Source organism: Nocardia sp. NPDC004168, from assembly GCF_040610355.1.
In the GTDB taxonomy this organism is placed as follows: Bacteria; Actinomycetota; Actinomycetes; order Mycobacteriales; family Mycobacteriaceae; genus Nocardia; species Nocardia sichangensis.
The window spans coordinates 270,770-297,720 of the sequence record NZ_JBEXME010000005.1 but is presented as its reverse complement, the minus strand read 5'-3'; the positions used below and the strand labels follow the sequence as shown (position 1 = coordinate 297,720).

The window sequence follows — 26,951 nt, the reverse complement described above, 5'->3', positions numbered from 1 at the left end:
GTTGATGCTCGGCTCACTCGATCGGTCCTTCCTGCGTTCCGGCGCGGCCGACCTCATCGCGGCGCGTTGGTCGCAGTAGGCAGGGCAGACGGGGCTCGGTGACCGCGATTCGGCAATTGACATCCGCTCCATCCCGAAAGTACCTTTGCGAGCAAAGATAAATACCTTTGATCGCAAAGGTATTTTCCATAGCGCTCCGCCGAGCCAGGTCCGGCGGGCCCGTCCGTCGAGGAGCAGATCATGTCGGATGAGACGCACGACTCCGCGCACGTGACGCGTTGGATCCGCGACTGCGCCCGCCCCCTCGCCACGCTCGACGCCGATGGATCGCTCATGGACTTGGCGGCGTTGGCCGACCGGGCTGACGGCACGGTCGTCGTCGGAGTCGGCGCGACGACCCGCGCGGGGCACGAACTGTCCGTGACCGCACACCGGATATTGCGAGTGTTCGTGGAAACTCTAGGTTTTCGGGCGCTCGCCCTACTCGATGACGAATCCGTCGTGGCGGCCATGGACGAATACGCGCGGACGGGTGCCGGGGACGTGCGGGCGATTCTGGGCGATGCGTGGGTGCCGTGGCGCACCTCCGAGACAATCGCGGTTCTGGAGTGGGCGCGCGAGTTCAATCGTGCGCATCCGCACGATCCGGTACGCCTGTTCGGCCTGGCTCCCGAGGCCGCCAAACCGGCGCACTACGAGCGCGTGACTAGGTTCGTGGAAAGAGTTGCGCCGCAAAGGAAGGCGGATCTCGGATCGCACTACGACCCGATTGTGACAGCCCATCGGCTGGGCGAGCACATACAGCGTGCGAACGGCACCCACCCCGGGCGCCCATTCGCTGACCACGCCCAAGACGCGCTGACGCTGGTCGAGTCGTTGCCGGGCGCCGCAGGCGCACCCGAAGTCCTGGACGCGGCTCGCCTCATCGTGCGGTACCACGAGAGCAGCACCGCCTCGGGCCGCCGTGACTTCGCCGCCGAATCCGTCGATGCCGCTCGCCGCATCGTGGACTGGCACGACCGCACCGGGCACCGGATCGTGTACTGGGAAGGAGTGTCCAACACCGCCGTCGCGCGAGAGCTCACCGTTGCCGCTATGTCACAACGGTTTCCGAACACGGGATCCCTGCTCCGTGACCGCTTCGGAACCGGTTATCTGTCGGTCGCGCTCACCTTTCATCACGGCAACGTCCGCGCCGACCTGGCTGTGCCCGCTCCGGCAGAGGGCTTCGCGGACACTGTGCTCGACCAACCCGAGCTCGGCAGTTACCTGCTCGATCTGCGGACCGCACCCGCGGGCGCGGTTCGGCAATGGCTGCATCGGCCCGCGAAGCTCCGCCTCGTCATCGGGACCTACCGCCCTGACCGCGACGTCGATCATCACATCGCCGGTGCCGGACTGGGCGACTGGTTCGACGTCGTCCTGCACATCCGGACCATCACCCCGACGCACTCGCTCGCCCAACCGTGACGCATGCGCCCGCCGTCGCGCTCCACGACCCTCGACAAATTACGCCACTCGACTTCGATCGACGGTGGCGCCGCGCACTTCTGACGCGCTCGACGCGGTCCGAGTAGGCGGCGCGCTCTCATTCGCCGCCCCGCCCGACGTGGGGCCGCACGAGGGGCAGGTAGATGGTGTCGATGATCTCGGTGATGGTGCTGTCGGGGATGGTGGTGACGCCGCGGACAAGGTACTCGTTGCGCAGTAGATCGACCGCCACGGTCGCGATTCGCGGCGACAGTGCTTCGGGGCGGGCTTGGCCACGGGCGACGGCGCGACCGAGAATCGTCAGCCATCGGGTGACGCTGGTGTCGAACAGCTGATCTCGAACTTCGCGGAGCAGGTCCGGTTGGCTGTGCATTTCGGTGGCCAGTACGTGCAGTAGTTCTCCCTGTCGTGACGTCATTCGGTCGGCGGCGCCGCGTAGTACCGCGAGTGCGTCCGTGCGCAGGTCGCCGGTGTCGGGCACGTCGTCGGTCAGGGCGGCATCGCGGAACGCCGCGACCGCCAGTGCCGCGCGGCTGGGCCAGCGGCGATAGATCGTGGTTTTGTTGGTTCCGGCGCGGGTGGCGACTCGGTCGATGCCGAAGCCCGCGTAGCCGACCTCGGCGAGTTCTTCCGCCGCCGCTCGCAGTATCGCTTGCTCCAGCACCTCGCCACGCCGTCGCGGCGCCTTGCGGTGATCGTCCGCGCGGCTCGGCCCGTCCGGCCCACTCATTCCGTTCACTTAGAGGACTATACGTCCCTTGGTGGCGGAATCTCGTGGTAGCTTGGCTCACTAATAGAGTACTGATAGTCCTCTATTTGCCCGCTGAAAGGAGCACGACCATGACCTCTGCCGTATCCGCGGATGAACTGCTGCCCGGAATTCGTCTCGGGGTGGTGCGTGGCACCACCTACGGGCTGTTCGGCCGACCCGAGGAGTTCGTGCCACAGGCGCGGGCGCTGGGCGCAGGCATCGTCCGGGTGAACATCTACTGGTCGCAGGTCGAGCCGGAACCCGGCCGGTTCGATCTGCACGTGCTCGACGCGTTGCTGGACCAACTCGCCGACGGCGACGAGGCGTGGGTGACGGTGTGCGCGGGTTCGCACTGGGCCACGCGGCGCGCCACCCGGTGGCTGCCCGCGTCGCCGGCCATCGACATCGCCCGCTACCATCGCTTCGTCCGAGAGCTCGCCGTGCACCAGCCGGGCCGAATCCGTTTCTGGCAGTGCGAGATCGAGCCATGCCTGCCGTTGTTCTGGGCCGGTACGGCCGGTGACTATGTCGCTCAGCTGCGGGTCTTCCACGAGGCCGTGAAACAGGCGGACCCCGCGGCGCTGGTGGTACTCGGCGCGGCGGTGCCGGGGGCGATGCTGGGCGACGGACCGGCCGGAGCGCGCACCTGGGGGCGCTTCTTCGGAGAGGTGCTGCGGGATGGAGCGGAGCATTTCGACGTTTTCGACATCCACCCATACGGCGACCCGTACACCGTCCCGGAACTGGTGCGAGCATGCCGAGCGCAGCTGGCCGCGCACGGATGCGAAAAGCCGGTCGTCGCAAGCGAACACAGTGGGCCGCTGCCCACGGATTTCCCGGACAATCTGCCGCATCTGGCCGATGTGCTCGCGGTTCATCAGCAGCAGTTCCTCGGGAAGGCTCCTATGCCCGACACCCTCGAAGAGATCGAAGCCGCGGCCGACGCGCCGGTGGTCGAGCTCTACCAGCGCATGGCCGAACTGCCGCCCACATTGCAGATGTTCATGAACGGGTGCGCACCGGAACTGGAGGCACACGGCACAGGCTGGCCTGCCGGGATGTGGTGGTGCGCACGATGCTCGCGCTCGCCGAGGGCATCCGGCGCAACTTGTACTACCCGATCGCCCCCGAATGGGAGTTCTATCGCGACAGCCGTGCCGCGGGTGCGCTGATGTTCGGCAAACTCCAGCTTCTGGACAGTGCGGGCGCAACCATCGGTCGGCGGCATCCGGCCGCCGACACGTTCGAGTTGATGGCACGCCTGCTCGACGGCGCCACCCGGGTTCGGCGGATCACCGTCACCGATCGTCCCGACTTGTACTTGTTCGAAGCCGAGCGGAATCACGGTACTCCGGCGCTGGTCGTCTGGGAGCGGCGCGGCATGGCCGATCAGGATGATTCACCGAACGAATTCGTCTGCGACTGGCCGTTTCTCCGGGCGCATGTAGTGGATGCGCACGGTGCTCGGGTGCCGGTCGACATCGCTGGGGGAGTGCTTCGGGTCCCGGTCTCGTCGACGCCGCTGTTCATCGACGGCGCTGTCGAGGGACAGCGGTGACTCCGGGCGCATCGGGGAACATTTTTCCTATAACCGGCGAGTCCTGCCGGTCGATAGTGAGGGCCCGTTCACGAGAAGGGCTACACATGAGCGACGACGATCTTCACGACTTCGAGCGCGATTCGTTCACCTACGACGGCAAGACCCGCGCACTTTTCCGCCAAGGCGCCGGTCCCGCCGTAATCGTCATGGCGGAATTCCCGGGCATCTCACCCGAGGTGTTCGACTTCGCCCGCCGCGTCGCGGGTTTGGGGTGCACGGCGGTGGTGCCGCACCTGTACGGCAACCCGGGTCGTGACCCCAGCCCCGCCGCGCACGGGCTGGTCTCCGCGTTGGCGAACGTCGCCGGTCAGCTCGGGCCGATCTGCGTCAGCCGGGAGTTCGTGGTGCTGGCCACCGGCCGCACCTCACCGGTCGTGCACTGGCTGCGTGCGCTGGCCGAACACGAGCACCGCCGCTGCGGCGGACCGGGTGTCGGTGCCGTCGGGATGTGCTTCACCGGTGGATTCGCCCTCGCCATGGCGGTCGACGACCGTCTGATCGCGCCCGTGCTGTCCCAGCCGGGGCTGCCGCTGGGTTTCACCTCGCGACAGAAATACTCCATCGACCTGTCCGCTTCGGACCTCGCCCGCGTCAAACAACGTTGCGCCGACGGACTTTCGGTCATGGGCCTGCGATTCTGCGGTGATCGACGTTCTCCGGCCGAACGATTCGACTTCCTGCGCGACCAACTCGGCGAGGCGTTCATCGCGATCGAACTAGACGACGCCGCCGCCAATCCGGACGCCGTGCTCGATCCCCACTCGGTCCTGACCGAACACCTCATCGACGAACCGGGCCAACCTACCCAGGCCGCCCTACACCGAGTACTGGATTTCCTCGGCAGTCGACTCCTGGCGGATCACCAGCCGATCGGTGAGCGCCCTTAGCGACGACTCCTGTCGTCCCGCGAGGTCGATGCGACTCCGCACCGCCTTCGGCGCGGGCCGGCGTCGATCGGACCGCATCGACGACTTCCGAATCGAAAGGAAAATCATGACAACCCCCGTCTGGGTCGCCGGTGTCGGAATGACGCCGTTCGGCAGACACCCCGGAAAGAGCGTCAACGATCTCACCCGCTCGGCCGTCACCGACGCGTTGCGGGACTGCGGTGCCTCCGCCGACGCACTCGACGCCGCGTTCTTCGGTACCGCCACGCAAGGTGCGCTCGAGGGCCAGCACATGATCGCGGGGCAGATCGCCTTGCGGGCCTCGGGTATTCAGCGCATTCCGATCGTGAACGTCGAGAACGCCTGCGCTACGGGCGCCTCCGCGTTCGCGCTCGCGGTGGATCGGATCCGGTCGGGGGCCGCTGATGTCGCGCTGGCCGTCGGCGTGGAGCGCATGCACGTCGACGACCCCGAACGAACCATGGCGGTGTTCGACAGCGCCTACGACGTGTCCGATCCCGCCGCGCTCGAGCGCGTCCTGCTGGAGTTGGGTGGTGACGTCGACGACCACGACCTGGGGCGCCGCTCGGTCTTCATGGACATCTACGCGGCTATCGCTCGCAACCACATGCGTCTGCACGGCACGACCCAGGAACAGATCGCCGCGGTAGCGGCCAAGAATCACGACCATGCGGCCGACAACCCGCGCGCGCATTACCGCAAGCCGATGACCGTGGCGGACGTACTCGCGGGGCGGCAGCTGTCGTACCCGCTCACCGTCCCGATGTGCGCGCCGATCACCGACGGCGCGGCCGCGGTGATCGTGTGCAGCGAGGCCGGGCTCCGGCGGCTCGGCGCGCCGAAATCGGTGCAGGTTCTCGCCGCCGTCCTCGGCAGCGGAGCGGACCGCGACGCGACGACGTTCGAGGGACACCCGAGCCGTACGGTATCCGCACGCGCCTACGAACTGGCAGGAGCCGGTCCGGAGGACATCGACGTGGCCGAGGTTCACGATGCCACGGCATTCGGCGAGATCCTGCAGACCGAGTTGCTCGGCCTCGTTCCGCTCGGTGCGGGTGGACCGGCGGCGCTGCGCGGTGAGACCACGCTCGGGGGCAGGATTCCGGTGAATCCCTCCGGCGGCCTGGAATCCAAGGGGCATCCCCTCGGGGCGAGTGGGCTCGGCCAGATCTTCGAGCTCACGGAACAATTGCGCGGCAACGCCGGTCAGCGTCAGGTGGATGGGGCGCGAATCGCGTTGGCGGAGAACGGCGGTGGTTTCCACCGCGGCGACGAAGCGGTCACCGCCGTCATCGTGCTGGGAAGGGTGTGAGACATGGCCATCATCGATTTCTTCGATCGAGGGCGGGCGATCAATCCGGCGGGCGTCGCCTACCGGACCGACGACGAGGTCTGGACTTTCGACGAAGCCGGTGCGCTGTCGTGCCGAATCGCCCATGCGCTACTGAGCGCCGGCATGCGGCGCGAATCGAAAATCGCCGTGCTGTCGCCGAACTCACCGCTGGCGTGGATCTGCGTACTCGGCGCATGGCGCGCGGGCGCGGCGTGGGTCCCGCTGAACCCGGCCCATCCGGTGAGCGAGAACATCCGGCTGTTGCGGCGCTTCGACGTGGAAGTGTTGTTCTACCACCCTGCTCTCGCCGACCAGGTAGCGGAACTGAAGACGGCAGCACCCGAGGTCGGCGTATACATCGCGTTGGCGGCAGGGACCGACGATGTGACCCTGCGGGACTGGACCGCCCAGCATCCCACCGCGCCACCGCGGGTCGGCTACGCCATGGACGATGTGGTCGCCGTGGCGCCGACCGGCGGAACGACCGGTGCACCCAAGGGCGTCATGAATACGCACCGCAGTCTGTCGGCGATGGTGACCCACCAGATGATGGCGCTGGTCCATCCGGCGGGCGCACCCATCGTCAACCTGGCCGCGGCCCCGATGACGCACACGGCCGGGCTGTTCAGCCTGCAGGCCACCGCACGCGGGGGCGCAGTCGTCATCATCCCGCGCGCGACACCGGAGCGGGTCCTCGATGCCATCGAGCGGCACCGCGTCACGGATCTGTTCCTTCCGCCGACGGTGATCTACCGCTTGCTCGAGGCGCTGCGGCAGCGGACTGCCGACACCTCGTCCCTGCGCTACCTGACCTACGGCGCGGCGCCGATGTCGACCGAGAAACTCCGCGCCGGAATCGAGCGGCTCGGGCCGGTCTTCCTGGAAGGCTACGGGCAAATGGAAGCCCCCGCGGCGATCTCGTTCCTGCGGCCCGACGAGCACCTGATCGACGGACGGGTTGCGCCCGAGCACCGACTCCGTTCGTGCGGACGACCCTATCCGCTGGCCACGGTGGCGATTCTGGACGAGTCCGGGGCGGAGGTGGCCGCGGGTGTGACCGGCGAGATCTGTGTCCGGGGTGATCTCGTGATGAAGGGCTACTACAAGGATCCCGAACGCACCGCGGAGACCATTGTCGACGGATGGCTGCACACCGGCGACCTGGGGCATCGCGACGCGGAAGGCTACCTCCACATCACCGACCGGAAGAAGGACCTCATCATCTCTGGCGGTTTCAATGTCTTTCCCGGCGAGGTCGAGCAGGTGATCTGGAGCCACCCCGCCGTGCGGGATTGCGCGGTGGTCGGCGCCCCGCATCCCGACTGGGGTGAGGTCGTGACCGCTGTGGTCGAACTCGAGGCGGGGCAGACCGTTGGCGAGGCGGAGCTGATCGCCCGGTGCCGCGAGCGGCTCGGCCCGGTGCGGGCGCCCAAGGCGGTCGTCTTCGTCGACCAGCTCCCTCGCAGCGTCAATGGCAAGGTCTTGAAGAAGGAAGTGCGGGAGCGATTTTGGGCCGACCGCAGCACGAGGATCTGAGGGTCGTGCTCGTATTCCTCCAGGTTCCCAGCGCATGGAGCGTCGATCGCTGTTGCCCGGAATCGCCGACGGTCACCGATCCGTCGGTTCCACCGGCTTCCGCACCCCGTGCGCGTTGTCAGGGACGACCGTCCCGCGCCATCCCCCGATGAGCCGCATGGCGTGGTAGATCACCAGCGCGGCGACGGCGCCCAGCGTGATACCGCCGAAGTCGAGTTCGCCTACCACCCATGTGAAGTCGGCGATGCCGATGACCAGCGGGATGGCCGCGGTGAACTGGTTGATCGGCTTGCCGAAGTCCACCCGGTTGCTCACCCAGATGTGCACGCCGAGGATTCCGACCAAGCCGTAGAGTGCCGTCGTCACGCCACCGAGCACCCCGGCCGGGATGGCGGCGATCACGGCTCCCACCTTCGGTGAGAGGCTGAGCGCGATCGCCGCGGCGCCGGCCACCCAGTACGCGGCGGTGGAGTACACCTTCGTCGCGGCCATCACGCCGATGTTCTCCGCGTACGTGGTGGTCGCCGAACCGCCGCCGCTGCCTGCCAGTACGGTCGCCAGACCGTCGGCCGCCAGCGCGCGGCCCATGCGCCGGTCGTAGTCGATACCGGTCATCGTGGTGATCGACTTGACGTGCCCGATGTTCTCCACCACGAGTACCAGGACCACCGGCAGGAACATCGGGATCACCGAGAGGTGGAAGCTCGGTGCGTGGAAGTCGGGCAGCCCCACCCAGGAAGCCTTCCCGATCGCCGCGGTGTCGACCTCGCCGCGGGCGAGCGCGAGCAGATAGCCGAGCACGACACTGGTGACGATCGCCAGCCTGCCGAGCAACCCGCGAAAGAGCACCAGACACAGGATCAGCAGGACGAGCACGACCGTCGCGGTGATCGCGTCCTTCTCGAAATTCGTCTTGGCGGTCGGCGCCAGGTTCAGCCCGATCAGGGCGACGATGGTGCCGGTGACCACCGGCGGCATCAGCGCTTCGATCCAGTGGGTGCCTGCGAAGTGCACCACCGCGCCGATGACGATCAGCACGACGCCCACCACGACGATGCCGCCCAGCGCCGCACCCATTCCGGCGGAGGCGGTGGCCGCGAGGACCGGAGCGATGATCGCGAAACTCGAACCCAGATAGCTCGGCAGCCGGTTGCGGGTGATCACCAGGAACAGCAGGGTGCCGACCCCGGAGAACAGCAGCGTCGTCGACGGTGGGAACCCGGTGAGGACCGGCACCAGGAAGGTGGCGCCGAACATCGCCACCACATGCTGCAATCCGATCCCGATCGTGCGCGGCCAGGTCAATCGCTCGCCGGGCGCGATCACCGCGCCGGTGGCTACCGGAGTCCACCGGAACATCGATCCGGTTCGCGATTCGGGCGTCGTCATGGGAGCAGTGTGCGGCATCGACGGCCGGCGCGCTGTGCCGGACTCCTCGGCCGAGATATCGCATGCTGTCGTGCCGCGCGTCGACCTCGTCCTGTGCCCCGTAGGCGTGGGCGCCGGACGGTGCCGAAGTCGTCGCCCACGCCTTCGCGGTGTAGCCCGGCTGCACCAGCCAGGCGGGGGTGCGGGCGTAACCGACGCGGGACGGCGTTCCGGTGGCCAGCAGATCGCCGGTGCCGAGACCGGCTTCGCGTACCTGGGCCCTGCACGAGCGTGTCTAAAAGGCCCGTCCGCCGTCGGAAGCGCCGGAGGTGCCGTTGCCCAGCACCGTGAATCCGGTGCCGGTGAGCAGGCGCTCGTCGAGAAGATTTCTCGTGTCGACGATTACGGGTCGGTCGACATCGGTCGCGAGTTTCGCCCAGTCGAGCGAACGGAATTCGGGCCACTCGGTGAGGATCACCAGCGCGCCGGCGTCTTTCGCCACCAGGTAGGGGTCGTCCACCACGCGGATGCCGTCCAGACCCGGGGTGCCCGCCGGCACACACGGGTCGTAGGCGGTGACCACGGCGCTGTGCCGGGTCAGCTGCCGCGCGACCGCGACGGCGGGGGAGTCGCGCAGGTCGCCGGTTCCGGCTTTGAACGCGAGGCCGAGCACGCCGATCCGGGTGCCGGCCAGCGAGCCGTCGACCGAATCGGTGACCGCGCGGCGGATCTTGCGCAGCACCATCGCCTGCTGACGGTCGTTGGCTTGCAGAGCATTGCGAACCATGGCGAAGTCCACACCCCGAGCTTCCGCGGCACGCAGGAGCGCGCGCGTGTCCTTGGGCAGGCACGAGCCGCCCCAGCCGGGGCCGGGAGCGAGAAAGGCGGGACCGATCCGGTCGTCCATCCCCATCGCGCCGGTGACCTTGGTGATGTCGGCGCCGACTCGTTCGCACAGTTCGGCGAGTGTGTTGACGAACGAGAGCTTCACCGCGAGAAATGCGTTGCTGGCGTACTTTGCCAGTTCGGCGCTGGCAGAGTCGGAACGCAGCACCGGTGCGCCCGTTCCGGCGTAGAGCGCCGCGACACGGTCGGCCGACTCCCGATCGTGCTCGGCCGCGCCGAGGAGAACCCGGTCGGGGCGCAGGAAATCCTCGACCGCGTGGCCCTCCCGGAGGAATTCGGGGTTGCTGACCACCGCCGTGCCCGCGAGACCGGACAGGGCGGGAATCCGCGCCGCCGTCCCCACCGGGACGGTGGATTTGGTGACGAGCACACAGTCCGGCGGCAGGACGGTGGCCAACGTCCTCAGCGCGTCCTCGAGCACGCCGAGGTCGGCCGTACCGCCGGTGCCCATGGGCGTGGGAAGGCACAACAGGACCACTTCGCATTCGTGCAGCGCCTGCGCGTCCGATGTGAAGACCAGCCGATTTTCCTCCAGTCCCTCTCGAACCAGTTCCGGCAACCCGGGCTCGACGATCGCGACCGCACCCGTACGCAGCGCCGCCACTTTGGCTTCGTCGTTGTCGACGCAGATCACGTGGTGTCCGAGGTGGGCGAGGCATGCGGCGCTGGTGAGACCCACATAACCGGCGCCGACCACGCCGACGCGACTACCCATGGCGGACCCGCTGTCCGAGCAAGTCGGCCGCGACCGTGAGCACATGTTCGGGTCGCACCATGAGCAGGCCCGGATCCGGATAATCGGCGTGCGGGTCGCCGACCGTCCCGGCCCACAGCGCGATGTGGTGTTCCGCGTCCGGGGGCGGCCCCCACCGGTTCGGGGGCGTGGGCCCGAACAGCACTACCGACGGTGTGCCGAACGCGGTGGCGAGATGCCCGACGCCGGTGTCACCGCACACGACCAGAGCCGCGTCGGCCACCAGTGCGGCGAGTTCGGTCAGATCGGTGCGTCCCGCGTACACCGCCGAGGGCGGTAGCCCGGCCTTCTCGGCGACCGCGTTGGCCAAGCGCATTTCGTCTCTGTTCCCAGTGATCACCACTCGATGACCGTCGGCGACGAGTTCACGCGCCACTCGCGCGAAGCGTTCGGACGGCCAGCGCCGCGCGGGATACGCCGCGCCGGGATGGATCACGACCGCATTCGATTCGGGGGCGGGTCGCGGTGGGGCCGGCAGCAGCAGTGCGGTTGGATCGGCGTCGATCCCACCGTATTCCAGCAGCCGGCACCAGCGATCCACTTCGTGCACGTCGTCGCGCCACGCGGGGCCGGGCAGGTCGGGAAATTCCGGATTGTGGTGGGTCAGTAGCGCATCGGGGCCTGCCGTCAGCAGATCGCGGATGCTCTCCGGTCCTTTGCCGTGCAGGTTGACCGCGAGACTCGGTGGCGCGGTGGGCCATCGAAGCGCACCAAGTCCCGCCGTCGGCAGCAGTTCGTCGACCGCGTCGATGAGGCCGACGAGGTCACGCAGCGCTGCCGGCGCCGCGAGCACCACCCGGTGGCCGGGGTGGGAGCTTCTGATCCCGCGCAAGGCGGGCACGATGGTCAGCAGGTCGCCGAGCCCGAGTGCCCGCAGCACCAGGATCGTGCGCGTCAGGGCCACGATCCCTCTTCCGAGGCGCACACGACCATCTCCCTGACCTCGCAGCCCGGCGGCTGCCGGAGCGCGAAGACCACCGCGTCGGCGACGTCCCGCGGTTGGTTGAGTTTCGCGTCGGGCGGCGGCTTGTACTGCTCGTCGCGGTCGTCGAAGAACGCCGTGTGCATCCCGCCCGGGATGAGCAGGGTCACCCCGACGCTGCCCGCCGTTTCGGCGGCGAGCGCCCTGGTGAAGCCCACGACGCCGAATTTCGAGGCGCAATAGGCGGTCGCGTGACCGACCGCCTTGATGCCCAGGGTGGAAGCACACGTCACGACCGTTCCCTTGCTCTCCCGCAGCGCCGGAAGGGCGGCACGAATCACGGCGGCGGTGCCGAACAGATTGACCTGGACCACGTATTCCCATTTCTTCGTGGGCACTTGGTCCAGTGGGCCGCAGGCGTCGGTCCCCGCCGCGGTGAACACGCCGTCGATCCGGCCCCCCGTGCGCTCGATGATCTCGTGCACGGCCTGTTCGGCGGCGACGGTGTCGGCGAGATCGGCACGCACGAAATCGACGGGTGCCTCGGGCTCCACCCGGTCGATCACATAGGGGCGGCCCCCGTTCGCGCGGACGGCGGCGGTGACCGCCGCGCCGAGCCCGGAAGCGCCACCGGTGATCAGGACATTGCCGAGGGTTCGCATCGCGCTCCTTACGTTCTCGGGTCAGCCGCCGACCTGGCTCGCGGTGACCAGTTGTGTAGTCGAGTAACCGGGAACAGTGGGTATCAGCGCGATCTCGCCGCCGTAACCGCGAACGACCGCGGCCTCGGGGAGATCCACGCCGGAGTAGTCGCCGCCCTTGACCCACACATCGGGGCGAAGGCGGTCCAGCAGTGCGCTCGGCGAGGATTCGTCGAACACGACGACGGCGTCGACCGAGGACAGTTCGACGAGCAGCCGGGCACGGTCACGTGCGGTGACGATCGGCCGGCGCGGCCCTTTCAGGCGCCGCACCGACGCATCGGAGTTGAGGCAGACCACCAAGGCGTCACCCATGGCGCGAGCCTGGCGCAGCAGGCTCACATGGCCGGGATGCAGCAGATCGAAACAGCCACCGGTGGCGACGAGTCGGCCGCCACGCGCCCTGATTCGCGCCGCCACCTCGAACGCCGACTCGTTCGTGTCGGTCGGCCCCGCCGTGGCCACGGCCGTGCTGTCGCACGTGGACAACGTGGCCGCGCCGCCCGCCGCGACGAACCTGGCCGCCGCGTCGACCGCGTGCGACACCGCGTCGGCGACCGTGGAGCCGCCGAACAGGGCGGCGGTCGCGGCCGAGGCGAATCGGTCACCCGCGCCGCAAGTGTCGGAACCGGGATGCCCGGCGAGACGGACGTCGGCAGGTACCGGAACCACAGTGAGCCGTTTCCCATTGGCCAGGACCGCTCCGCCCGGACCGGTGGTAACCGCGACGGAATCCGCTGCCCACTCGTCTCGGAGCACCTTCGCCAACTCGTCGGGTTCGACATATCCCGGCGCGAACTGGCGTGCCTCTTTCAGGTTCGGCGAGACCAGTTGTGCTCCCGGTGTCGGCGCGGGGCCGCGCGGGTGCGGATCCCACACCACCGGTACCGACCGAGCCAGTTCGGTGAGCAGGCTCCGGATCCGGGGATGCGCGGCGACACCCCGGCCGTAGTCCGCCACGAGGATTGCCCCGGCCGCCCGCAGTGTCCTGGTAACCGCGGCGCTCACCGAGCCGCCGTCCGCGGTGCCGTCGCCGGTGTCCATTCGCAACAGCGACTGTCCCGCGGCGCGGACGCGGGCCTTGCGAACCGTCTTGCCGCGCAGCGCGATCGGAACGACTCGAACGTGCTGGTCGAGGAGCCGGGTGAGGATGCGGCCGTCGTGGTCGTCGGCGGTCGCCGTGATGAGCGAGACCTCGGCGACCGACTGCGCGGCCAGCGCGGCGGCCAGCCCGGCACCGCCCGGGCGTATCCACTGGCGTTCCACGTCCACGACGGGCACGGGCGCTTCGGGCGACAACCGCTCCGCGACGCCTTCGATGTCGACGTCCAGAATGCTGTCGCCGACCACGACCAACGGCTTCATGTCGGTACCCCCAGTGCATCGTCGAGCGCCGAGCACAGAGCGTGCACCAAGACCAGATGCACTTCCTGCACAGTGGCCGTGGTGGGCGCGTCCACGGCGACGGCGTCGTCGCACAGCGCCGCGAGTGGATTGGGCGCAGGCCCGGTCATGGCCCACGTGACGACGCCGATGTCGTGCGCCGCTTTCGCCGCGGCAACCACGTTGTGGCTGGTGCCGCTGGTGGACAACAAGACGAGGATGTCGTCGGGCCTGCCGTGCGCGCGGACCTGGCGGGCGAACAGTTCGGTCTCGCCGTAGTCGTTGATGATCGCGGTACCCGCCGAGGTGTCGGCGTGCAGCGCGATCGCCGAGAACGGACGGCGCTCGTTGCGGAAGCGGCCGACCAGCTCACCGGTCAGGTGCTGGGCTTCCGCGGCGCTGCCGCCGTTACCGCAGGCGAGCAACCGTCCACCGTTGGCGAGCACGACCGCGAGTTGCCTGCCCCATCTGCGGATATCGGGTGCGAAGCAACTGGTGCGGTCCAGCGCCGCGTGCAAAGCCGCGAAATGGTCTTCGATCACCCCGCACCTCCTGTCCGCAGGCGCGTGAGGCTGCCCGCACCGAGTTCTTCCGCCACCGTGACGACCTGCTCGGGGGTGATCGAGTCGAGGCACGGATGCCCCGCCACCGGGCAGACCCGGGCTCTGCTGCCGCGGCACGGCGCGCGTTGGTCACCGAGCATGGCCACCGGCACGCCGTAGGGGGCCCACCGCTCGGCGGGCACGACCGGTGCGAACAGCGAGACCACGGGTGTCCCGACGGCCGCGGCGAGATGCGCCGGGCCGGTGTTGGGCGCCACCACGACGCTCGCGTCGCGGAGCACGGCGGCGAGTTCGGGCAGGGTCGTGGCTCCACCGAGGTCGATGCCGTGTCTGCCCGCGACGGCGCCGGTGAGCGGCCGGTCGGCGGGAGCGCCGGTCACGATCACCCGGTGACCGGCGCTGGTCAGTGCGGCGACGATGGCTGCGGAACGGGACGGGGACGGCTGCCGCGCCGGTACCGACGCGGCCGGATGCATGACCACGTAACCCGGTTCGCCGGTGAGCCCGCCGACCTTCGGCAACGGCTGCCGGACAGCGAGTTTCCCGTCGTCGCCGGGCGGCAGCCGGAAGCCGGCCGCCGCGGCGAGCGACAACGCCCGTTCGGCTTCGGGCGGATCGCCCTCGACGCGATGGCGCAGATCCAGCAACGAACCGGGGTAGTCCTCCGAGATCGCGCCGATCCAGGGAATACCGGCCATCCGAAGCAGCAGCGCCAGCGGCAGCGGCGACTGGTGGAAGGACGTGAGGATCAACGCGAGATCCACCTCGAGCGCGCGTATCCGCTCGACAAAGGCATCGATGCCCGCCGACGTGACCGCGGGTGGCTCCAGATCGATCCACGGCGCGCGCCACGTCACGACCTGCTCCACACCCGGCAGAAGATCCGCGGCGGCTCGGCCGCGCGGCCCGGCCAGCAGCGTCACCGAATCGACCTGCGCGGCCACCGCTCGGACGCACGGCCCCGCCAGCAGCACATCGCCGAAATTGTCCATGCGGGCCACCAGCGCCCGGCCGGTCACGGCACACCCGCCATCGCCAGCCGGACGGCCTCGGTCAGATCCCGCGCCACGGTCGCTTCGCGACGCGCGCGGTGCACCTCGCCGGGGAGGGTTCTCGCCGTCGGCACCAGGATCGCGCGTGCGCCCGCGGACTGCGCGGCGGCGACGTCGGCGCCGGTGTCGCCGATGACCACACACCTGCCGATGTCGACGCCGAGATCCGCGGCGGCCTGCCGGATCAGGCCCGGCTCTGGTTTGCGGCACCCGCAGCCGTCGCCTTCGCCGTGCACGCACACCTGCCAGGTCGCGAACGGTCCGAGCAGATCCTCGACTCGGGCGTTCACCGCGGCGAGCTGTTCGGGGCTGATCAATCCTCGCGCTACGCCGGACTGGTTGCTCACGATGCCGAGCTGGATGCCCGCCGCGCGCACTTTCCGCAGCGCGTCGGCGGCTCCTGGCACCGGCTGGACCTCGGTGGGGTCGGCGAGGTAGGGGACATCGATGATGAGGGTGTCGTCGCGGTCGAACAGCAACGCCAGCGGCGAGGCGTGGGTCGCGTTCCGGTGACGCAGCTCGCCGCGCAGTCGGTGCCAGCACGCGGCCGGTGGAATCAGCGCGCTGCTCAGCGTCATCCGGCCGATCTCGCCGGGTGTTCGGGGTCCGGGTGCGATCCGGCGCGCTGCGAATGCACCGGTCAGCGCCGTCCAGATGGCCGCGAAAACGAGGGCGGGCAGTTTGCGGCCCGCGACGCCGAGCGCCACGGCCACCGCGCCCGCGGCCGTAGTGAACGCGTGGCGGCGGAGAAGTCCGGCCTCTTCGCCGATCCGCTGCCGCCATCGAGCGCCGTATTTCCGCCGCAATAGGGCGTTGTCGGCGTTCCCGCGTTGTGCTCGGACACTGGCCATCGGTCCCGATTCGCGAAGCGGGTGGCGAGTGACGCGTTGTCCGGGCGCGATGACGTAACCCGCGAGGCAGACCCGGAGTGCCAGATCGGCGTCCTCGCGGAACGCCCGCGGGAACCGTTCGTCGAAGCCACCCACCGCGATCAGCGCGGACCGGCGATAGGCCATGTCCGCCGTGATCCACCGCGCCGTGGCCAGCCGTGCGATCCCGCGTTCGGCGTCGGTCGGCCTGCGGTGCTTCGGCAGTGGAACCTCGATGCGGGCCGTGGAAGCCGCCGTGTTGTCGTCGAGATCACGCAGGTCCTCCGCCAAGCGGGCGGGCCAATCCGGCGCGGTGAGCACATCGTCATCGAGGAAAGCGATCCAGGTTCCTTCGGCATGCCGCCACCCGGCGTTCCTGGCCGCGGCGGGTCCGCGTCCGCCCGAGCGGATGACCTGAACCGAAGACAGCGTCGCGGGCAACGGTAGGTCCCCGGCTCGGGGCCGATCGTCCACCACGATGATCTCCCGTGGTTTCGGTCCCGACGCCGTGTCCAGCGACTCGAGCAGCGCGCGAAGACTTTCCCGGCCCATGGTCGGGATCACGATGCTGTAGTCCACGGTGGGGCCGTTCATGGGCGACGGACCACGAATGAGCCGATGGCGAGCAGATCGATGGGTGCCGAACCGAAGCATTCGAGGGCGTCGCGCGGTGAATCGACCATCGGCCTGCCCGCCGTGTTCAGGCTGGTGTTGATCACTACCGGCAGACCCGTGTGCCGCTCGAACTCCGCCAGCATGCGTGCCAAAACCGGCTTGTCGGCGGGATCGACGGTCTGTACCCGCGCGGTGCCGTCGACATGTGTCGCGGCGGGAATCCGCTCTCGCCACTCCGGCGCGACGTCGTGCACGAACAGCATGTACGGGCTCGGCAGCGGCCCGCGTCCGAAGATCTCGGACGCCCGGTCGGCGAGCACCATCGGTGCCAGCGGCCGGAACTGTTCGCGCCCCTTCACATCGTTGAGGCGTTCGAGATTCGCCGACCGGCCGGGGTGAGCGAGCAGCGAACGGTGGCCGAGTGCGCGCGGGCCGAATTCGGACCGGCCCTGGAACCAGGCCACCACCTGGTCTTCCGCGAGCGCTTGCGCCACGTCCGCCGCGATGTCGTTGGATTTCGTGTACCGGACCTTGGCCGTGCGGAGCACGGTTTCCAGCTCGGCGTCCGTCCATTCGCGGCCGAGGTCGGCGCCCCGCATCGGGGTGACCCGCTCCCCGAACTCGGCCGCCAATTGCAGCGCGGCGCCCAGTGCGGTGCCCGCGTCGCCCGCGGCAGGCTGGACCCAGATCCGCTCGTAGGGGCCTTCGGCGTGCAGACGGCTGTTGGCCACGCAGTTCAGCGCGATGCCGCCGGCCAGCGTGAGGGTTCGCTGCCGGGTCTGGCGATGCAGCCAAGAGGTCAACTCGAGCAGCACGTCCTCGAGTCGTCGTTGGACGCTGGCGGCGAGGTCGGCGTGGTCTCGGCCGAACTCACCGCCGATGACCGTGGGGGCGAAGTCCGACCAGTTCACGGCCTCGGTACGGAAACCACCGTCCCGGGTGGAATACACGAGTTGGCGGAACCGATCGAGGAATCGGGGGGTGCCGTAGGAGGCCAGTGCCATGACCTTGTACTCGTCGCTGGACCGGGTGAAGCCCAGATGCTCGGTGAGGTCCTCGTACATCAGTCCGAGCGAGTGCGGCAGCCGCTGTGCCGCCAGCTCCACGAACTTGCCGTCTCGATATTCCCCGGCGAGATAGGACTGGCTCTCGCCGCGTCCGTCGGCCACCAGCACCGCCGAGTCGCCGGACGGGGCCGCGAGGGCCGCGGACGCGGCGTGCGCCAGGTGATGTCGCACGAAACGCACGATGGTGGGATCGAGTCCGGGCAACGCGGCCGCGAGGAAAGCGGGCGCTCGGAACGCGTAGTCCGTTCTGGTCGCCTCGCTTTTCCGATCGAGACCGCCGAGCGAATGATCGACCAGTGCCGGGTCGTAGGAGTAGCCCACCGCGTCGAGCTGGTCGGGGCGTAATCCCGCTCGCTCCAGACACCATGCGGCGGCTTGTTCGGGCAGTTCCCATGCGGAGAAGGGCACCGGGCGCTTGCCGTGCTTGCGGCGGGTGAACCGCTCTTCCTCGGCGGCCGCGACGATTTCGCCGTCCACGATCAGAGCCGCAGCAGGATCATGAAATACCGCGTTGATTCCGAGAATGCGCACGGGCCGCCTTTCTGTTCGAGACGCGGTTCGAGACGCGCGGGACCCGGTTCGCCCGCTGGCATACAAGGGGGGCGCTACCCGGTGAAGTCGCGACTAAACCGATCCGCCGTCGGGCGCCGCTCAGCGCACGGACTCTTCGGCCGACTCGGCGGTGCGCCCGGCGAACCAGTCGATCGTGCGGCGCAGTCCTTCCTTCCTGCCGATCAACGGCCACCAGCCCAATTCGCGCCGGGCCAGCGAGATGTCCGGGCAGCGCCGTTTCGGATCATCGATCGCGCTGTCGACATACGTCACGATGGAACGGCTGCCGGTTGCCGCTCGGATCTCCTCGGCGAGGCCGCGGACGGATATCTCGTGCGGATTGCCGATGTTGACCGGCCCCGGATGGTCGGTCGACGCCAACGCGAGCAGGCCGCGCACCGTGTCTTCGACATAACACAGCGAGCGGGTCTGCTCGCCGGTTCCCGCGATGGTGAGCGGTGCGTCCGCCAACGCCTGTGCGATGAAGGTGGGCACCATCCGGCCGTCGTCGGTACGCATGCGGGGACCGTAGGTGTTGAAGATCCGGGCGATCCCGGTGTTCGCGCCACGCTCCCGGCGAAATGCCATCGTGAAAGCCTCGGCATACCGCTTCGCCTCGTCATAGACGCTGCGCGGCCCGACCGGATTCACGTGACCCCAGTAATGCTCGGGTTGCGGGTGGACACCCGGGTCGCCGTAGACCTCGCTGGTCGATGCGAGCACGAAACGAGCTCGATGCCGCTCGGCCGAATCGAGGGCGTTGGCGGTGCCGAGGGAGCCGGCTCGTAGCGTCTCGATCGGCAGTCGCAGGTAGTCCGGTGGCGACGCGGCCGACGCGAGGTGGAAGACGACATCGAAGAAGCCCATCGTCGGCAGCGGCTCGGTGACGTCGTGCTGGATGAGGTCGAATCCGGGACGGGCCAGCAGCCGGGCGACGTTGTCCGGTGTGGACGTTGCGAAGTTGTCGAGCGCGACCACGACGGTGCCCGCGTCGAGCAACTGCTCACAGAGGTGTGATCCGACGAAACCGCATCCACCGGTGACCAACGCGCGTTCGCAGGGTTCGGACATGCTGTGGCCTACCCGCGGCCGCTCGCGCGAAGACCACGATCTGTCGACGGTGACTCGGGAGCAAGCTTGCCGCTATCGCTGGTGCCGTCGAGCGAACGGCTGTCGGTGGGCCCATGTCCGTTGCGCGCGCCCGCGCGTGCGGTCACCCGGCGGTACGCGTGGAGGGTTTCGGTGGCGATCCGATCCCATGAATAGCGCGACTCGACACGCTCGCGCCCGGCGCGGCCGTAGCGCTCCCGGACCCCTGGTGCGGTCAGCAGCTCGCCGACCGCGTCGGCCAGTTCCGCGGGCTCCCGCGGTGGAACCAGCCTGCCGGTCACACCGTCGACGACGGTATCGATGAGGCCGCCGACCGCGGTGGCCACCACGGGAACGCCGCACGCCATCGCTTCGAGTGGCGTCATCCCGAAGGGCTCGTACCACGGCGTGCACACGGCCACGTCCGCCGATCTCAGGAGCGGAGCTATCCGGGTCCTCGGCACCCGGCCCAGCATGCGCAGCCGTTCTCGTACGCCGAGTTCGTCCGCCAGGGCCAGCAGCCGCCTGCCCTCCGGGTCGTCGGCGAGCTCGGCATCACCGAAGTCTTGGACCGGGGTACGCCCAGCCTGGCCAGTTCGAACACCTCGTCGGTGCAGGTGGCGATGATCCGGTCGGTTTGTCCGGCGATCAGTCGTTCGAGGCGTATCCGGTCGGCCGGACTGGTGTCGTTCCCACCTTGGTGGCGGCGCTTCACCACGCCCAGCGCGTGAAAGGTCTGCACGACCGGAATGTCGGTGGGGCGTGCCCCCGACAGGGCGGCGAGTCCGGACATCCAGAAATGCGCGTGCACGACATCCGGCCGCAGGTCGCGCCAGTGCTCACGCAGGAAAATGCCGAATTCGACCATGTGCGGCAGCAATTCGTCCTTCGGCAGCGGACGAGCGGGACCGGCCGGGACGTGGACGACGCGGTAACCCTGTTCGGCGGTAACCATGTCGGGCGCGTCGGCCTCCTCGCGGCGCGTGTAGACGGTGACCTCGTGCCCCTGCCTGCACAGGGCAGCGGACAGCTCGGCGACATGAACGTTCTGCCCACCGGCATCGACGCCGCCCAGCACCGCGAGCGGACTGGCGTGTTCGGACACCATCGCGATCTTCATGATTCCGCCTTCTCTCTCCGGGACACTGCCTTCATTCGGTGACCTCGGCGAGCAGGGCATCCCACCGGCGCAGGAAGACCTCGAGGCCGTAGTGCTCGAGCGCGAACTGCCGTCCCGACTTGCCCGCCAGCGCCGCGAGATCGGGTTCGTGGAGGAACTCGTGGAACTTCGCGGTGAGCACCGCGACATCGGTGGAGACGGCACCGGCTTCGGGCGGCACCGCCATGACGGCCTCGGTGGTGGCGAGGGCTACCACCGGCATGGCCAGGTGCATGGCTTCGAGAAGGGACAATCCGAGCGAGGTCCAGCGCGCGGTGTGCAGGTACACCCTTCTGCGCGCCATGTCCGGATGCAATGCCGACTGCCGCAAGTCGCCGATGCCGCGGATCGGGTGCCCGGTGGACCTGTTCGCCGTGTAGGCGCCGGCTCCGATCCCGTACACATCGATCGGTCCCGCCATCGCGAAGTCGGGCAGGAGATCACTCCCGGTGATCCTTCCGCGCCGCATCGGCTCGTTGATCAGCGCCACGCCATGGGGCAGTTCACCGGTGTAGCGCGCGCCGGGGTCGACGATTCCGTGCGGCACCACCCGGGTGGGCGCGCGTCCGCTGTCCCACATCAAGTCGTTGAAATGCGTGACGTGCACGAGCGGGATGTCGGCGCGGTCCGCCAGCGGATGCCTGCTGGTGGCAGCGCTGGGCCGCGGCGCGTTGTGCTCGACGAAGACCGCGGGAATATCGGGTCCGGGACGACGACCGAGCCATCGTTCGGTGAGCTCGATTTCCTCCGGGCGCTGGAGCACGACCACGTCCGGCTCGGTTTCGCGCAAGTGGTCAGCGGGCACCTCCGCGGCGGACGGCCAGTCGCGGCCGCACCGTCCACGGCCCCACGGCCCGCCGCCTTCCACCACGGGCAGCAGATAACGGTGCCGCCCTCGGACGAACGACGTCGTCCACGAGCCGTGCACGTGCCACAGCAGCACCGTGAGCCGCTCGATCTTTCCGGCCATGCCGGTAGCTCTTGCCTATTGCCGCCGGATCAAACCTGGTCGGCGTGGCCCGATAGCAAACTTGTGGCTATGTCGATGTCCTGGGACTGCCGCGCGGCGGTACCGATGCGGCCGACGCGCGACCGGTTTGAACCATTGATGCCAGGCAATGGCCGCGATATGAGCGCACCCCATGCTGCCCCGTCGGCCACTGAACTCCGCGCGACCGAAACAATCGAGATCTTCGATCCCGCCAGCGGCGCCACCGTCGGCAAGGTGCCCATGTCGGATGCCGCCGAGATCGATCGGCAGGTTGATCTGGCGAATCGCGCGCAAACCAGCTGGGCGCGAACAACGGCGGCCGAGCGGGCCGTCGCGGTCCGCGCCGGTGCTGCCCTGCTCCGCGAGCATGCCGATGAACTGGCCGAACTCAATCGGATCGAAACCGGACGTCCACGGTCGGAGAGCAAGGAGGGGGTGCTGGCCGGTGCCGCGACGCTCGAGCAATATGCCGAACTGGGACCGTTGCACCGAGGCCGAAGTCTGCAAGGAGCTTTCGAGGCGACCGACCTCATGGTCTGGGAGCCCCGCGGCGTCGTCGTCGCGCTGACGCCGTGGAACGATCCCGTCGCGGTGTCCTGCGGTTTGCTCGGCGCGGCGTTGGTCACGGGAAACACGGTCGTGTACAAGCCGAGCGAACGCGCACCGCACACCGGAGCTCTGCTCGGCGAGTTGCTTTCCCGAGCGCTTCCCGGCGGCGTTCTGCAGACGGTGCAAGGCGACGGCCGGGTCGGCGCGCTGCTCGCCGCACGTCTCGATGTGGACGTCATCGCGCATGTCGGCAGCACCGCCACGGGACGGTCGATCGCGCGCAGCGTCGCCGACACCGGTGCGAAGGCACTGCTGGAGAACGGTGGCAACGACGCGCTCGTCGTCGACGCCGGTGTGGATCCCGTCTGGGCGGCCGGGCAGGCGGCGCTCGGCGCGTTCGCGAACTCCGGCCAGATCTGCGTGTCCGTCGAGCGGATCTTCGTGCACCGGGACGTCGCGGAGGCCTTCCTGGCGGCGCTGGTGGCCGAAGCCGAGTCCTGGAACCCGGCGCCGCTGGTCGACCGTCATCATCGCGAGCAGGTCCACGCGCACGTCCGCGACGCGGTGGAGCGCGGCGCCGAACTGCTGACGGGCGGTGTGCTGCCGGACGGCGCCGGTGCGCACTATCCGGCCACCGTGCTGGCACAGTGCGATCCGGCCATGCGGATCATGCGGGAGGAGACCTTCGGTCCGATCGCGCCGGTACGGGTGGTGGATACGTTCGAGCAGGGCATCGCCGAGGCCGCGACCGACGACTACGGGCTCGCGGCCACCGTGCTCACGCCGTCGATGGCCAACGCGCAGCACGCTTGGCGGGAACTGCCGGTGGGGACGGTGAAGATCAACTCGGTGTTCGGCGGCGCGCCCGGGGGAGCGGCGCACCCGCGGCGGGCCAGCGGGTCCGGTTTCGGTTACGGGCCGGAATTGCTGGACGAGATGACCCAGACGAAGGTCGTGCACCTGCGCCCGGCCCCGAGCTAGGACGCCGCACCCCGGTCTTCGCGGTCACCGAGCGGAGAGGTCGCCGTCGCGGCTGATTGACCTGGAACGCAGCGGGTATGGGCAGAGACATGCGGGTACTTGTCACCGGGTGGCCCAGCTTCCTGCACGGGGAAGCGACGGCCGGGGACGTGTTGAGCATGAGCCGAGTGTGTGACGCGCTGGTCTCCGCCGCGATACCCCACGACACAGCGTGGAGCCCGGGGTTTCGTTCCGACGGGATGAATCTGGACGACGCGGACTCCGGGCGATATTCGCACCTGGTGTTCGTGTGTGGGCCCGCGCACGGTGAACAGGTCCGGTTCCTGCACGAACGGTACGCCAACTGCCGACGCATCGCGGTGGGCGTCTCCATCCTCGATCCGGCCGATGCCGCGGTCACCGGGTTCCACCGCATCTTGCCGCGCGACGGTCCGTCCATCGCGCGACCGGACATGGCGGTCGGGGCGTCCACGGTGAGCGTCCCCGTGGTGGGAGTCGTCTTCGCCCCTGGCCAGGCCGAGTACGGCGTGGCCAGGCGGCACCGGTCGGTGCATCGCGCGTTGCTGCGGTGGCTGCGCGAACTCGACTGCGCGCGACTACCGCTCGACACCAGATTGACGTCCGACGATTGGCGCCTGTGCCGCACACCCGACCAGCTCGCGTCGGTGTTCGCTCGCCTGGACGCGGTGATCACCACTCGACTGCACGGCTTGGTGCTGGGCCTGCGAGCCGGGATCCCGGTCCTCGCGGTGGATCCCATCGCGGGCGGAGGGAAGGTCACCGCGCAGGCGAGGGCGCTGGACTGGCCTGCGCTGGTGTCCGCCGAGCAGACCGCCGACGCGGGCGCGTTCGACCCGTGGTGGCGCTGGTGCCTGGCACCGGCGGGGCGCGAACGCGCGCGGCGGCGGGAGTTCCCCTCGGCCGACGCCTTGACCAGCGACCTGCTCGACGAACTGCTCGCGGGACGGCCTGCGTGAGCGCGCCGACGGTGGCGAAGACCACCGTCGTCATCGCCACCCGCAACCGCGCGGCCGAACTGGCCCGCACCTTGACCGAATTGCGCGCACTGCGCCCGGCTCCCGCGATCGTGGTACTGGACAACGCTTCGGTCGACGGCACGGTCGGCGCGGCGGAGGCATTCCCGGATGTGCGCGTCGTCCGGCTGCCCCGCAATCTCGGCGCGGCGGCGCGCAACCTCGGCGTCGCACTGGCCCGCACGCCCTACGTCGCGTTCAGCGACGACGACTCGTGGTGGGCCGAGGACGCGCTGCGCGAAGCCGAGCGGGTGCTTGATGCCCATCCGCGACTCGGCCTGATCGCCGGACGCACGCTCGTCGGCGCCGACCACCGTGACGATCCCGTCAACGAACTGATGGCGAGCAGCCCGCTCGGGCATCCCCCCGGTCTGCCGGGCCCGTTGGTTCTCGGCTTCCTCGCCTGCGCGGCGATCGTCCGGAGAGAGGCGTATCTGCAGGCCGCCGGGTTCAGCCCGCTGTTGCATTTCGGCGCCGAGGAACGCCTGCTGTCACTCGATATGGCGGCGTGCGGCTGGGACCTCTGTTACGTGGCGCGAGTGCGCGCCCATCACCACCCCTCGGCGCGGCGCCCGCCGCACGCGTGGCGCAGACGGACCGAACAGCGCAACAACGCGTTGATCGCTTGGATGCGGCGGCCGCTGCGGCGGTCCGCTGCCGAGTCCGCGGGCCTGTTGCGCCGAGCGGCGCGGGACCCCCGAATGTTGCTGGCGTTCGCGGGGGTCGTTCGCCGCCTGCCGAGGGCGCTGGCGCAGCGGCGCACGCTGCCGCCGGAGGTCGAGCGCCGTGCCAGGACGCTGGAACTCGCCCACGGAAGGAAGTGACGGATGGTCACGGAACGAATGACGGTCGTCATCATGACCCGCAACCGGCGCGAACAATTGCTGCGCACCCTGGCGCACATGACCACGCTGCCCGACGCGGCGCCGATCATCCTCGTCGACAACGGGTCCACGGACGGCACCGCCGACGCGGTCGCCGCGGCGTTCCCCTCGGTAATACTCATCCGCTCGGCGGAGAACCTCGGCGCGGTGGCCAGGAATATCGCGGTCGAGCGGACGGCAACGCCGTATGTCGCGTTCTGCGACGACGACACCCGATGGCAGCCGGGCGCCTTGACCCGCGCCGCCGATGTGCTCGACCGATACCCCGGCCTCGGCTCGGTGACCGGACGATGCCTGGTCGCACCCGATCTCCGAGAAGACCCGATCACGCCGGAACTGCGCGACTCACCGGTCGTCGGGCCCGACTGGCTGCCCGGTCCCGCTCTGCTCGGCGTGATGGCCGCGCTGTCCGCCTTCCGGGTCAGCGCGTTCCGGGAGGTCGGCGGCTTCTCCCGGCGTCTGTGGTTCGCGGGCGAAGAGGAACTGCTCGCCCTCGACCTCGCGGCGCACGGCTGGTGGATGTGCTGGATGGAGGACATCCTGATCCACCACGAGCCGTCCACCACCCGTGATCCGACGCACCGTCGCAGGCTCGGCATCCGGAACACGTTGTGGACGCTGTGGTTGCGCCGCCCGGCCCGCAGCGCCGCCCGGCGGACCGCCGTCGTACTCGGATCGGCCCCGGCCGACCTGACGACCGCCGCGGCCGTCCTGGACACACTGCGTGGGATGCCGTGGGTGCTGCGCGAACGAAAAGTCCTGCCACCGCCAGTGGAGGCGGGCCTCGTGCTGCTGGAAGAATCGCAGCGCCGTTCCCCCGCGCGTCGCTATGTGGGCTGACGGTCGTCTCGGCGGGGAGGACCTACCCGGTCGTACTATCCCGCAGCGGCGCCGACACCCCGGCGTGCTTCCCGAGCGAGGGCACGGTCGCGTTGTTCCTCGAACCGGGGAATGCGCACTTCCGTGAGGTCGTCCAAGAAGGCGGCGAGTCGTTCGCGGGCTTGCTCGCCGCGTGGCCCGAAGTCGTCGCGGTCGAGGATGTTCCACTGCCGGATGACGGGTTGGAGCACTTCTTCCAGGTGCTGGCGCAGATCGTAGATGCCGTGTTTGGCCATGAGGACGCCGTTGCGCCGGAAGTTGGGCATGCCGGTGCCCGGCATCCGGAAGTTGCGCACGATCAGGTCGATCGCTTCGATGGCCTGATCGGGCACCAGATCCAAGGCGGCGCCGCACATGCCGCGGTAGAAGATCATGTGCAGGTTCTCGTCGGCGGCGATGCGTTGCAGCATGCGGTCGGCGACCGGGTCGTCACAGACCGCCGCCGTGTTGCGGTGGCTGATGCGGGTGGCCAACTCCTGGAAGGACACGTACGCCACCGAGTACAGGAACCCGCCGTCGAAGTCGGTGTCCGCTCGCTCCACCGGCGCGCCGAAGCCGGTGGACATGTGCGCCATACGGTCGTTCTCCAACGCGACCGGGTCGACGCCCCGTGTGACGACCAGGTAGTCACGCAGGGCGATGCTGTGGCGGGCCTCCTCGGCGGTCCATCGTCCCACCCACGACCCCCACGCACCATCTCGGGAAAAGCTGGCACTGATCTCGCGGTGATAGGACGGGAGGTTGTCCTCGGTGAGCAGATTCGTGATCAAGGCCGCCTTCGCCACCTCCGAGAGCCGTGATTGCCCTGGCTCCCAATCGATCCCGCCCAGCATCGCGAAGTTGTGTCCTTCGTCCCAGGGCACGTAGTCGTGGGGATGCCACTCCTTGACCATGGACAGGTGCCGGTTCAACGCGGCACCCGCGAAAGGTTCGAGCTCGGTGAGGATCTCCAGCTGTGTCAGATCACGCGCCAACGTCGTGTCCGCCTTTCTTTGCGCATTGCTTCGGAAGGGA

At 69.1% G+C, this 26,951-nt stretch carries 23 protein-coding genes and 1 pseudogene; 10 read left to right on the top strand and 14 right to left on the bottom strand.

Annotated features, from left to right (window positions below; genetic code table 11):
• Positions 1-240: 240 nt before the first annotated feature.
• Positions 241-1,470, top strand: a complete 1,230-nt coding sequence (locus tag ABZW96_RS13235; RefSeq protein ID WP_355074221.1) for an erythromycin esterase family protein — start codon at positions 241-243, stop codon at positions 1,468-1,470.
• Between the two features lie 118 nt (positions 1,471-1,588).
• Here the strand turns inward: ABZW96_RS13235 and ABZW96_RS13230 are convergent, their stop codons facing one another.
• Positions 1,589-2,221 carry a TetR/AcrR family transcriptional regulator gene (locus ABZW96_RS13230; RefSeq protein WP_355074442.1) on the bottom strand — a complete coding sequence of 211 codons (633 nt, stop codon included), beginning with the start codon at positions 2,219-2,221 and terminating at the stop codon, positions 1,589-1,591.
• Between the two features lie 110 nt (positions 2,222-2,331).
• Here ABZW96_RS13230 and ABZW96_RS13225 point away from each other — a divergent pair, with 110 nt between their 5' ends.
• From ABZW96_RS13225 to ABZW96_RS13205, 5 genes are all read left to right on the top strand, one after another.
• Positions 2,332-3,414: a hypothetical protein gene (locus ABZW96_RS13225; RefSeq protein WP_355074219.1), complete on the top strand. Its 1,083-nt coding sequence runs from the start codon at positions 2,332-2,334 to the stop codon at positions 3,412-3,414.
• Complete coding sequence (locus tag ABZW96_RS13220) at positions 3,318-3,800, top strand: hypothetical protein (RefSeq protein ID WP_355074218.1); 483 nt, start codon at positions 3,318-3,320, stop codon at positions 3,798-3,800. Before ABZW96_RS13225 ends, ABZW96_RS13220 begins: the two co-directional genes overlap by 97 nt.
• A gap of 86 nt (positions 3,801-3,886) precedes the next feature.
• Positions 3,887-4,729 carry a dienelactone hydrolase family protein gene (locus tag ABZW96_RS13215; RefSeq protein ID WP_355074216.1) on the top strand — a complete coding sequence of 281 codons (843 nt, stop codon included), beginning with the start codon at positions 3,887-3,889 and terminating at the stop codon, positions 4,727-4,729.
• A gap of 106 nt (positions 4,730-4,835) precedes the next feature.
• Positions 4,836-6,062: a thiolase family protein gene (locus ABZW96_RS13210; protein ID WP_355074215.1), complete on the top strand. Its 1,227-nt coding sequence runs from the start codon at positions 4,836-4,838 to the stop codon at positions 6,060-6,062.
• A 3-nt stretch (positions 6,063-6,065) separates the two neighbouring features.
• Positions 6,066-7,619: an AMP-binding protein gene (locus ABZW96_RS13205; RefSeq protein WP_355074213.1), complete on the top strand. Its 1,554-nt coding sequence runs from the start codon at positions 6,066-6,068 to the stop codon at positions 7,617-7,619.
• A gap of 72 nt (positions 7,620-7,691) precedes the next feature.
• On the opposite strand, the gene ABZW96_RS13200 is transcribed toward ABZW96_RS13205, so the two are convergent.
• From ABZW96_RS13200 to ABZW96_RS13145, 12 genes and pseudogenes are all read right to left on the bottom strand, one after another.
• On the bottom strand, positions 7,692-9,008 hold the full coding sequence (locus ABZW96_RS13200) for a solute carrier family 23 protein (RefSeq protein ID WP_355074211.1): 1,317 nt from the start codon (positions 9,006-9,008) through the stop codon (positions 7,692-7,694).
• 274 nt (positions 9,009-9,282) lie between these two features.
• Positions 9,283-10,608 (bottom strand): UDP-glucose/GDP-mannose dehydrogenase family protein, encoded by a 1,326-nt coding sequence (locus ABZW96_RS13195; protein ID WP_355074210.1) that lies wholly within the window; start codon positions 10,606-10,608, stop codon positions 9,283-9,285.
• A complete protein-coding gene (locus tag ABZW96_RS13190; protein WP_355074209.1) occupies positions 10,601-11,551 on the bottom strand; it encodes a glycosyltransferase family 9 protein in 951 nt (316 codons plus the stop codon). The genes ABZW96_RS13195 and ABZW96_RS13190 overlap by 8 nt, the downstream gene beginning before the upstream one ends.
• Positions 11,542-12,231: an SDR family oxidoreductase gene (locus ABZW96_RS13185; RefSeq protein WP_355074207.1), complete on the bottom strand. Its 690-nt coding sequence runs from the start codon at positions 12,229-12,231 to the stop codon at positions 11,542-11,544. The genes ABZW96_RS13190 and ABZW96_RS13185 overlap by 10 nt, the downstream gene beginning before the upstream one ends.
• A 21-nt stretch (positions 12,232-12,252) precedes the next feature.
• Positions 12,253-13,635, bottom strand: coding sequence for a PfkB family carbohydrate kinase (locus ABZW96_RS13180; protein ID WP_355074205.1), 1,383 nt, complete (start codon positions 13,633-13,635; stop codon positions 12,253-12,255).
• Positions 13,632-14,195, bottom strand: coding sequence for an SIS domain-containing protein (locus ABZW96_RS13175; protein ID WP_355074204.1), 564 nt, complete (start codon positions 14,193-14,195; stop codon positions 13,632-13,634). Before ABZW96_RS13175 ends, ABZW96_RS13180 begins: the two co-directional genes overlap by 4 nt.
• The gene (locus tag ABZW96_RS13170) at positions 14,192-15,235 is read right to left on the bottom strand and encodes a glycosyltransferase family 9 protein (RefSeq protein ID WP_355074202.1); all 1,044 of its coding nucleotides are present in this window, start codon (positions 15,233-15,235) and stop codon (positions 14,192-14,194) included. The genes ABZW96_RS13175 and ABZW96_RS13170 overlap by 4 nt, the downstream gene beginning before the upstream one ends.
• On the bottom strand, positions 15,232-16,731 hold the full coding sequence (locus ABZW96_RS13165) for an HAD-IIIA family hydrolase (protein ID WP_355074200.1): 1,500 nt from the start codon (positions 16,729-16,731) through the stop codon (positions 15,232-15,234). Before ABZW96_RS13165 ends, ABZW96_RS13170 begins: the two co-directional genes overlap by 4 nt.
• On the bottom strand, positions 16,728-18,350 hold the full coding sequence (locus tag ABZW96_RS13160; protein ID WP_355074199.1) for a carbamoyltransferase C-terminal domain-containing protein: 1,623 nt from the start codon (positions 18,348-18,350) through the stop codon (positions 16,728-16,730). The genes ABZW96_RS13165 and ABZW96_RS13160 overlap by 4 nt, the downstream gene beginning before the upstream one ends.
• 120 nt (positions 18,351-18,470) lie before the next feature.
• On the bottom strand, positions 18,471-19,442 hold the full coding sequence (locus ABZW96_RS13155; protein WP_355074197.1) for an NAD-dependent epimerase/dehydratase family protein: 972 nt from the start codon (positions 19,440-19,442) through the stop codon (positions 18,471-18,473).
• A 143-nt stretch (positions 19,443-19,585) separates the two neighbouring features.
• Positions 19,586-20,580: pseudogene (locus tag ABZW96_RS13150) on the bottom strand (glycosyltransferase); the annotation flags it as partial.
• Between the two features lie 31 nt (positions 20,581-20,611).
• A complete protein-coding gene (locus tag ABZW96_RS13145; RefSeq protein WP_355074195.1) occupies positions 20,612-21,589 on the bottom strand; it encodes a glycosyltransferase family 1 protein in 978 nt (325 codons plus the stop codon).
• A 159-nt stretch (positions 21,590-21,748) separates the two neighbouring features.
• Here ABZW96_RS13145 and ABZW96_RS13140 point away from each other — a divergent pair, with 159 nt between their 5' ends.
• From ABZW96_RS13140 to ABZW96_RS13125, 4 genes are all read left to right on the top strand, one after another.
• Entirely contained in the window at positions 21,749-23,140 is a 1,392-nt protein-coding gene (locus tag ABZW96_RS13140) for an aldehyde dehydrogenase family protein (RefSeq protein ID WP_355074194.1), read from the top strand.
• A gap of 89 nt (positions 23,141-23,229) precedes the next feature.
• A complete protein-coding gene (locus tag ABZW96_RS13135; protein ID WP_355074192.1) occupies positions 23,230-24,117 on the top strand; it encodes a polysaccharide pyruvyl transferase family protein in 888 nt (295 codons plus the stop codon).
• Positions 24,114-24,998, top strand: a complete 885-nt coding sequence (locus ABZW96_RS13130) for a glycosyltransferase (protein WP_355074191.1) — start codon at positions 24,114-24,116, stop codon at positions 24,996-24,998. The genes ABZW96_RS13135 and ABZW96_RS13130 overlap by 4 nt, the downstream gene beginning before the upstream one ends.
• Positions 24,999-25,001: 3 nt before the next feature.
• The gene (locus ABZW96_RS13125; RefSeq protein WP_355074189.1) at positions 25,002-25,898 is read left to right on the top strand and encodes a glycosyltransferase; all 897 of its coding nucleotides are present in this window, start codon (positions 25,002-25,004) and stop codon (positions 25,896-25,898) included.
• A gap of 35 nt (positions 25,899-25,933) precedes the next feature.
• Here the strand turns inward: ABZW96_RS13125 and ABZW96_RS13120 are convergent, their stop codons facing one another.
• Positions 25,934-26,911, bottom strand: a complete 978-nt coding sequence (locus ABZW96_RS13120) for an acyl-ACP desaturase (protein WP_355074188.1) — start codon at positions 26,909-26,911, stop codon at positions 25,934-25,936.
• Positions 26,912-26,951 lie beyond the last annotated feature (40 nt).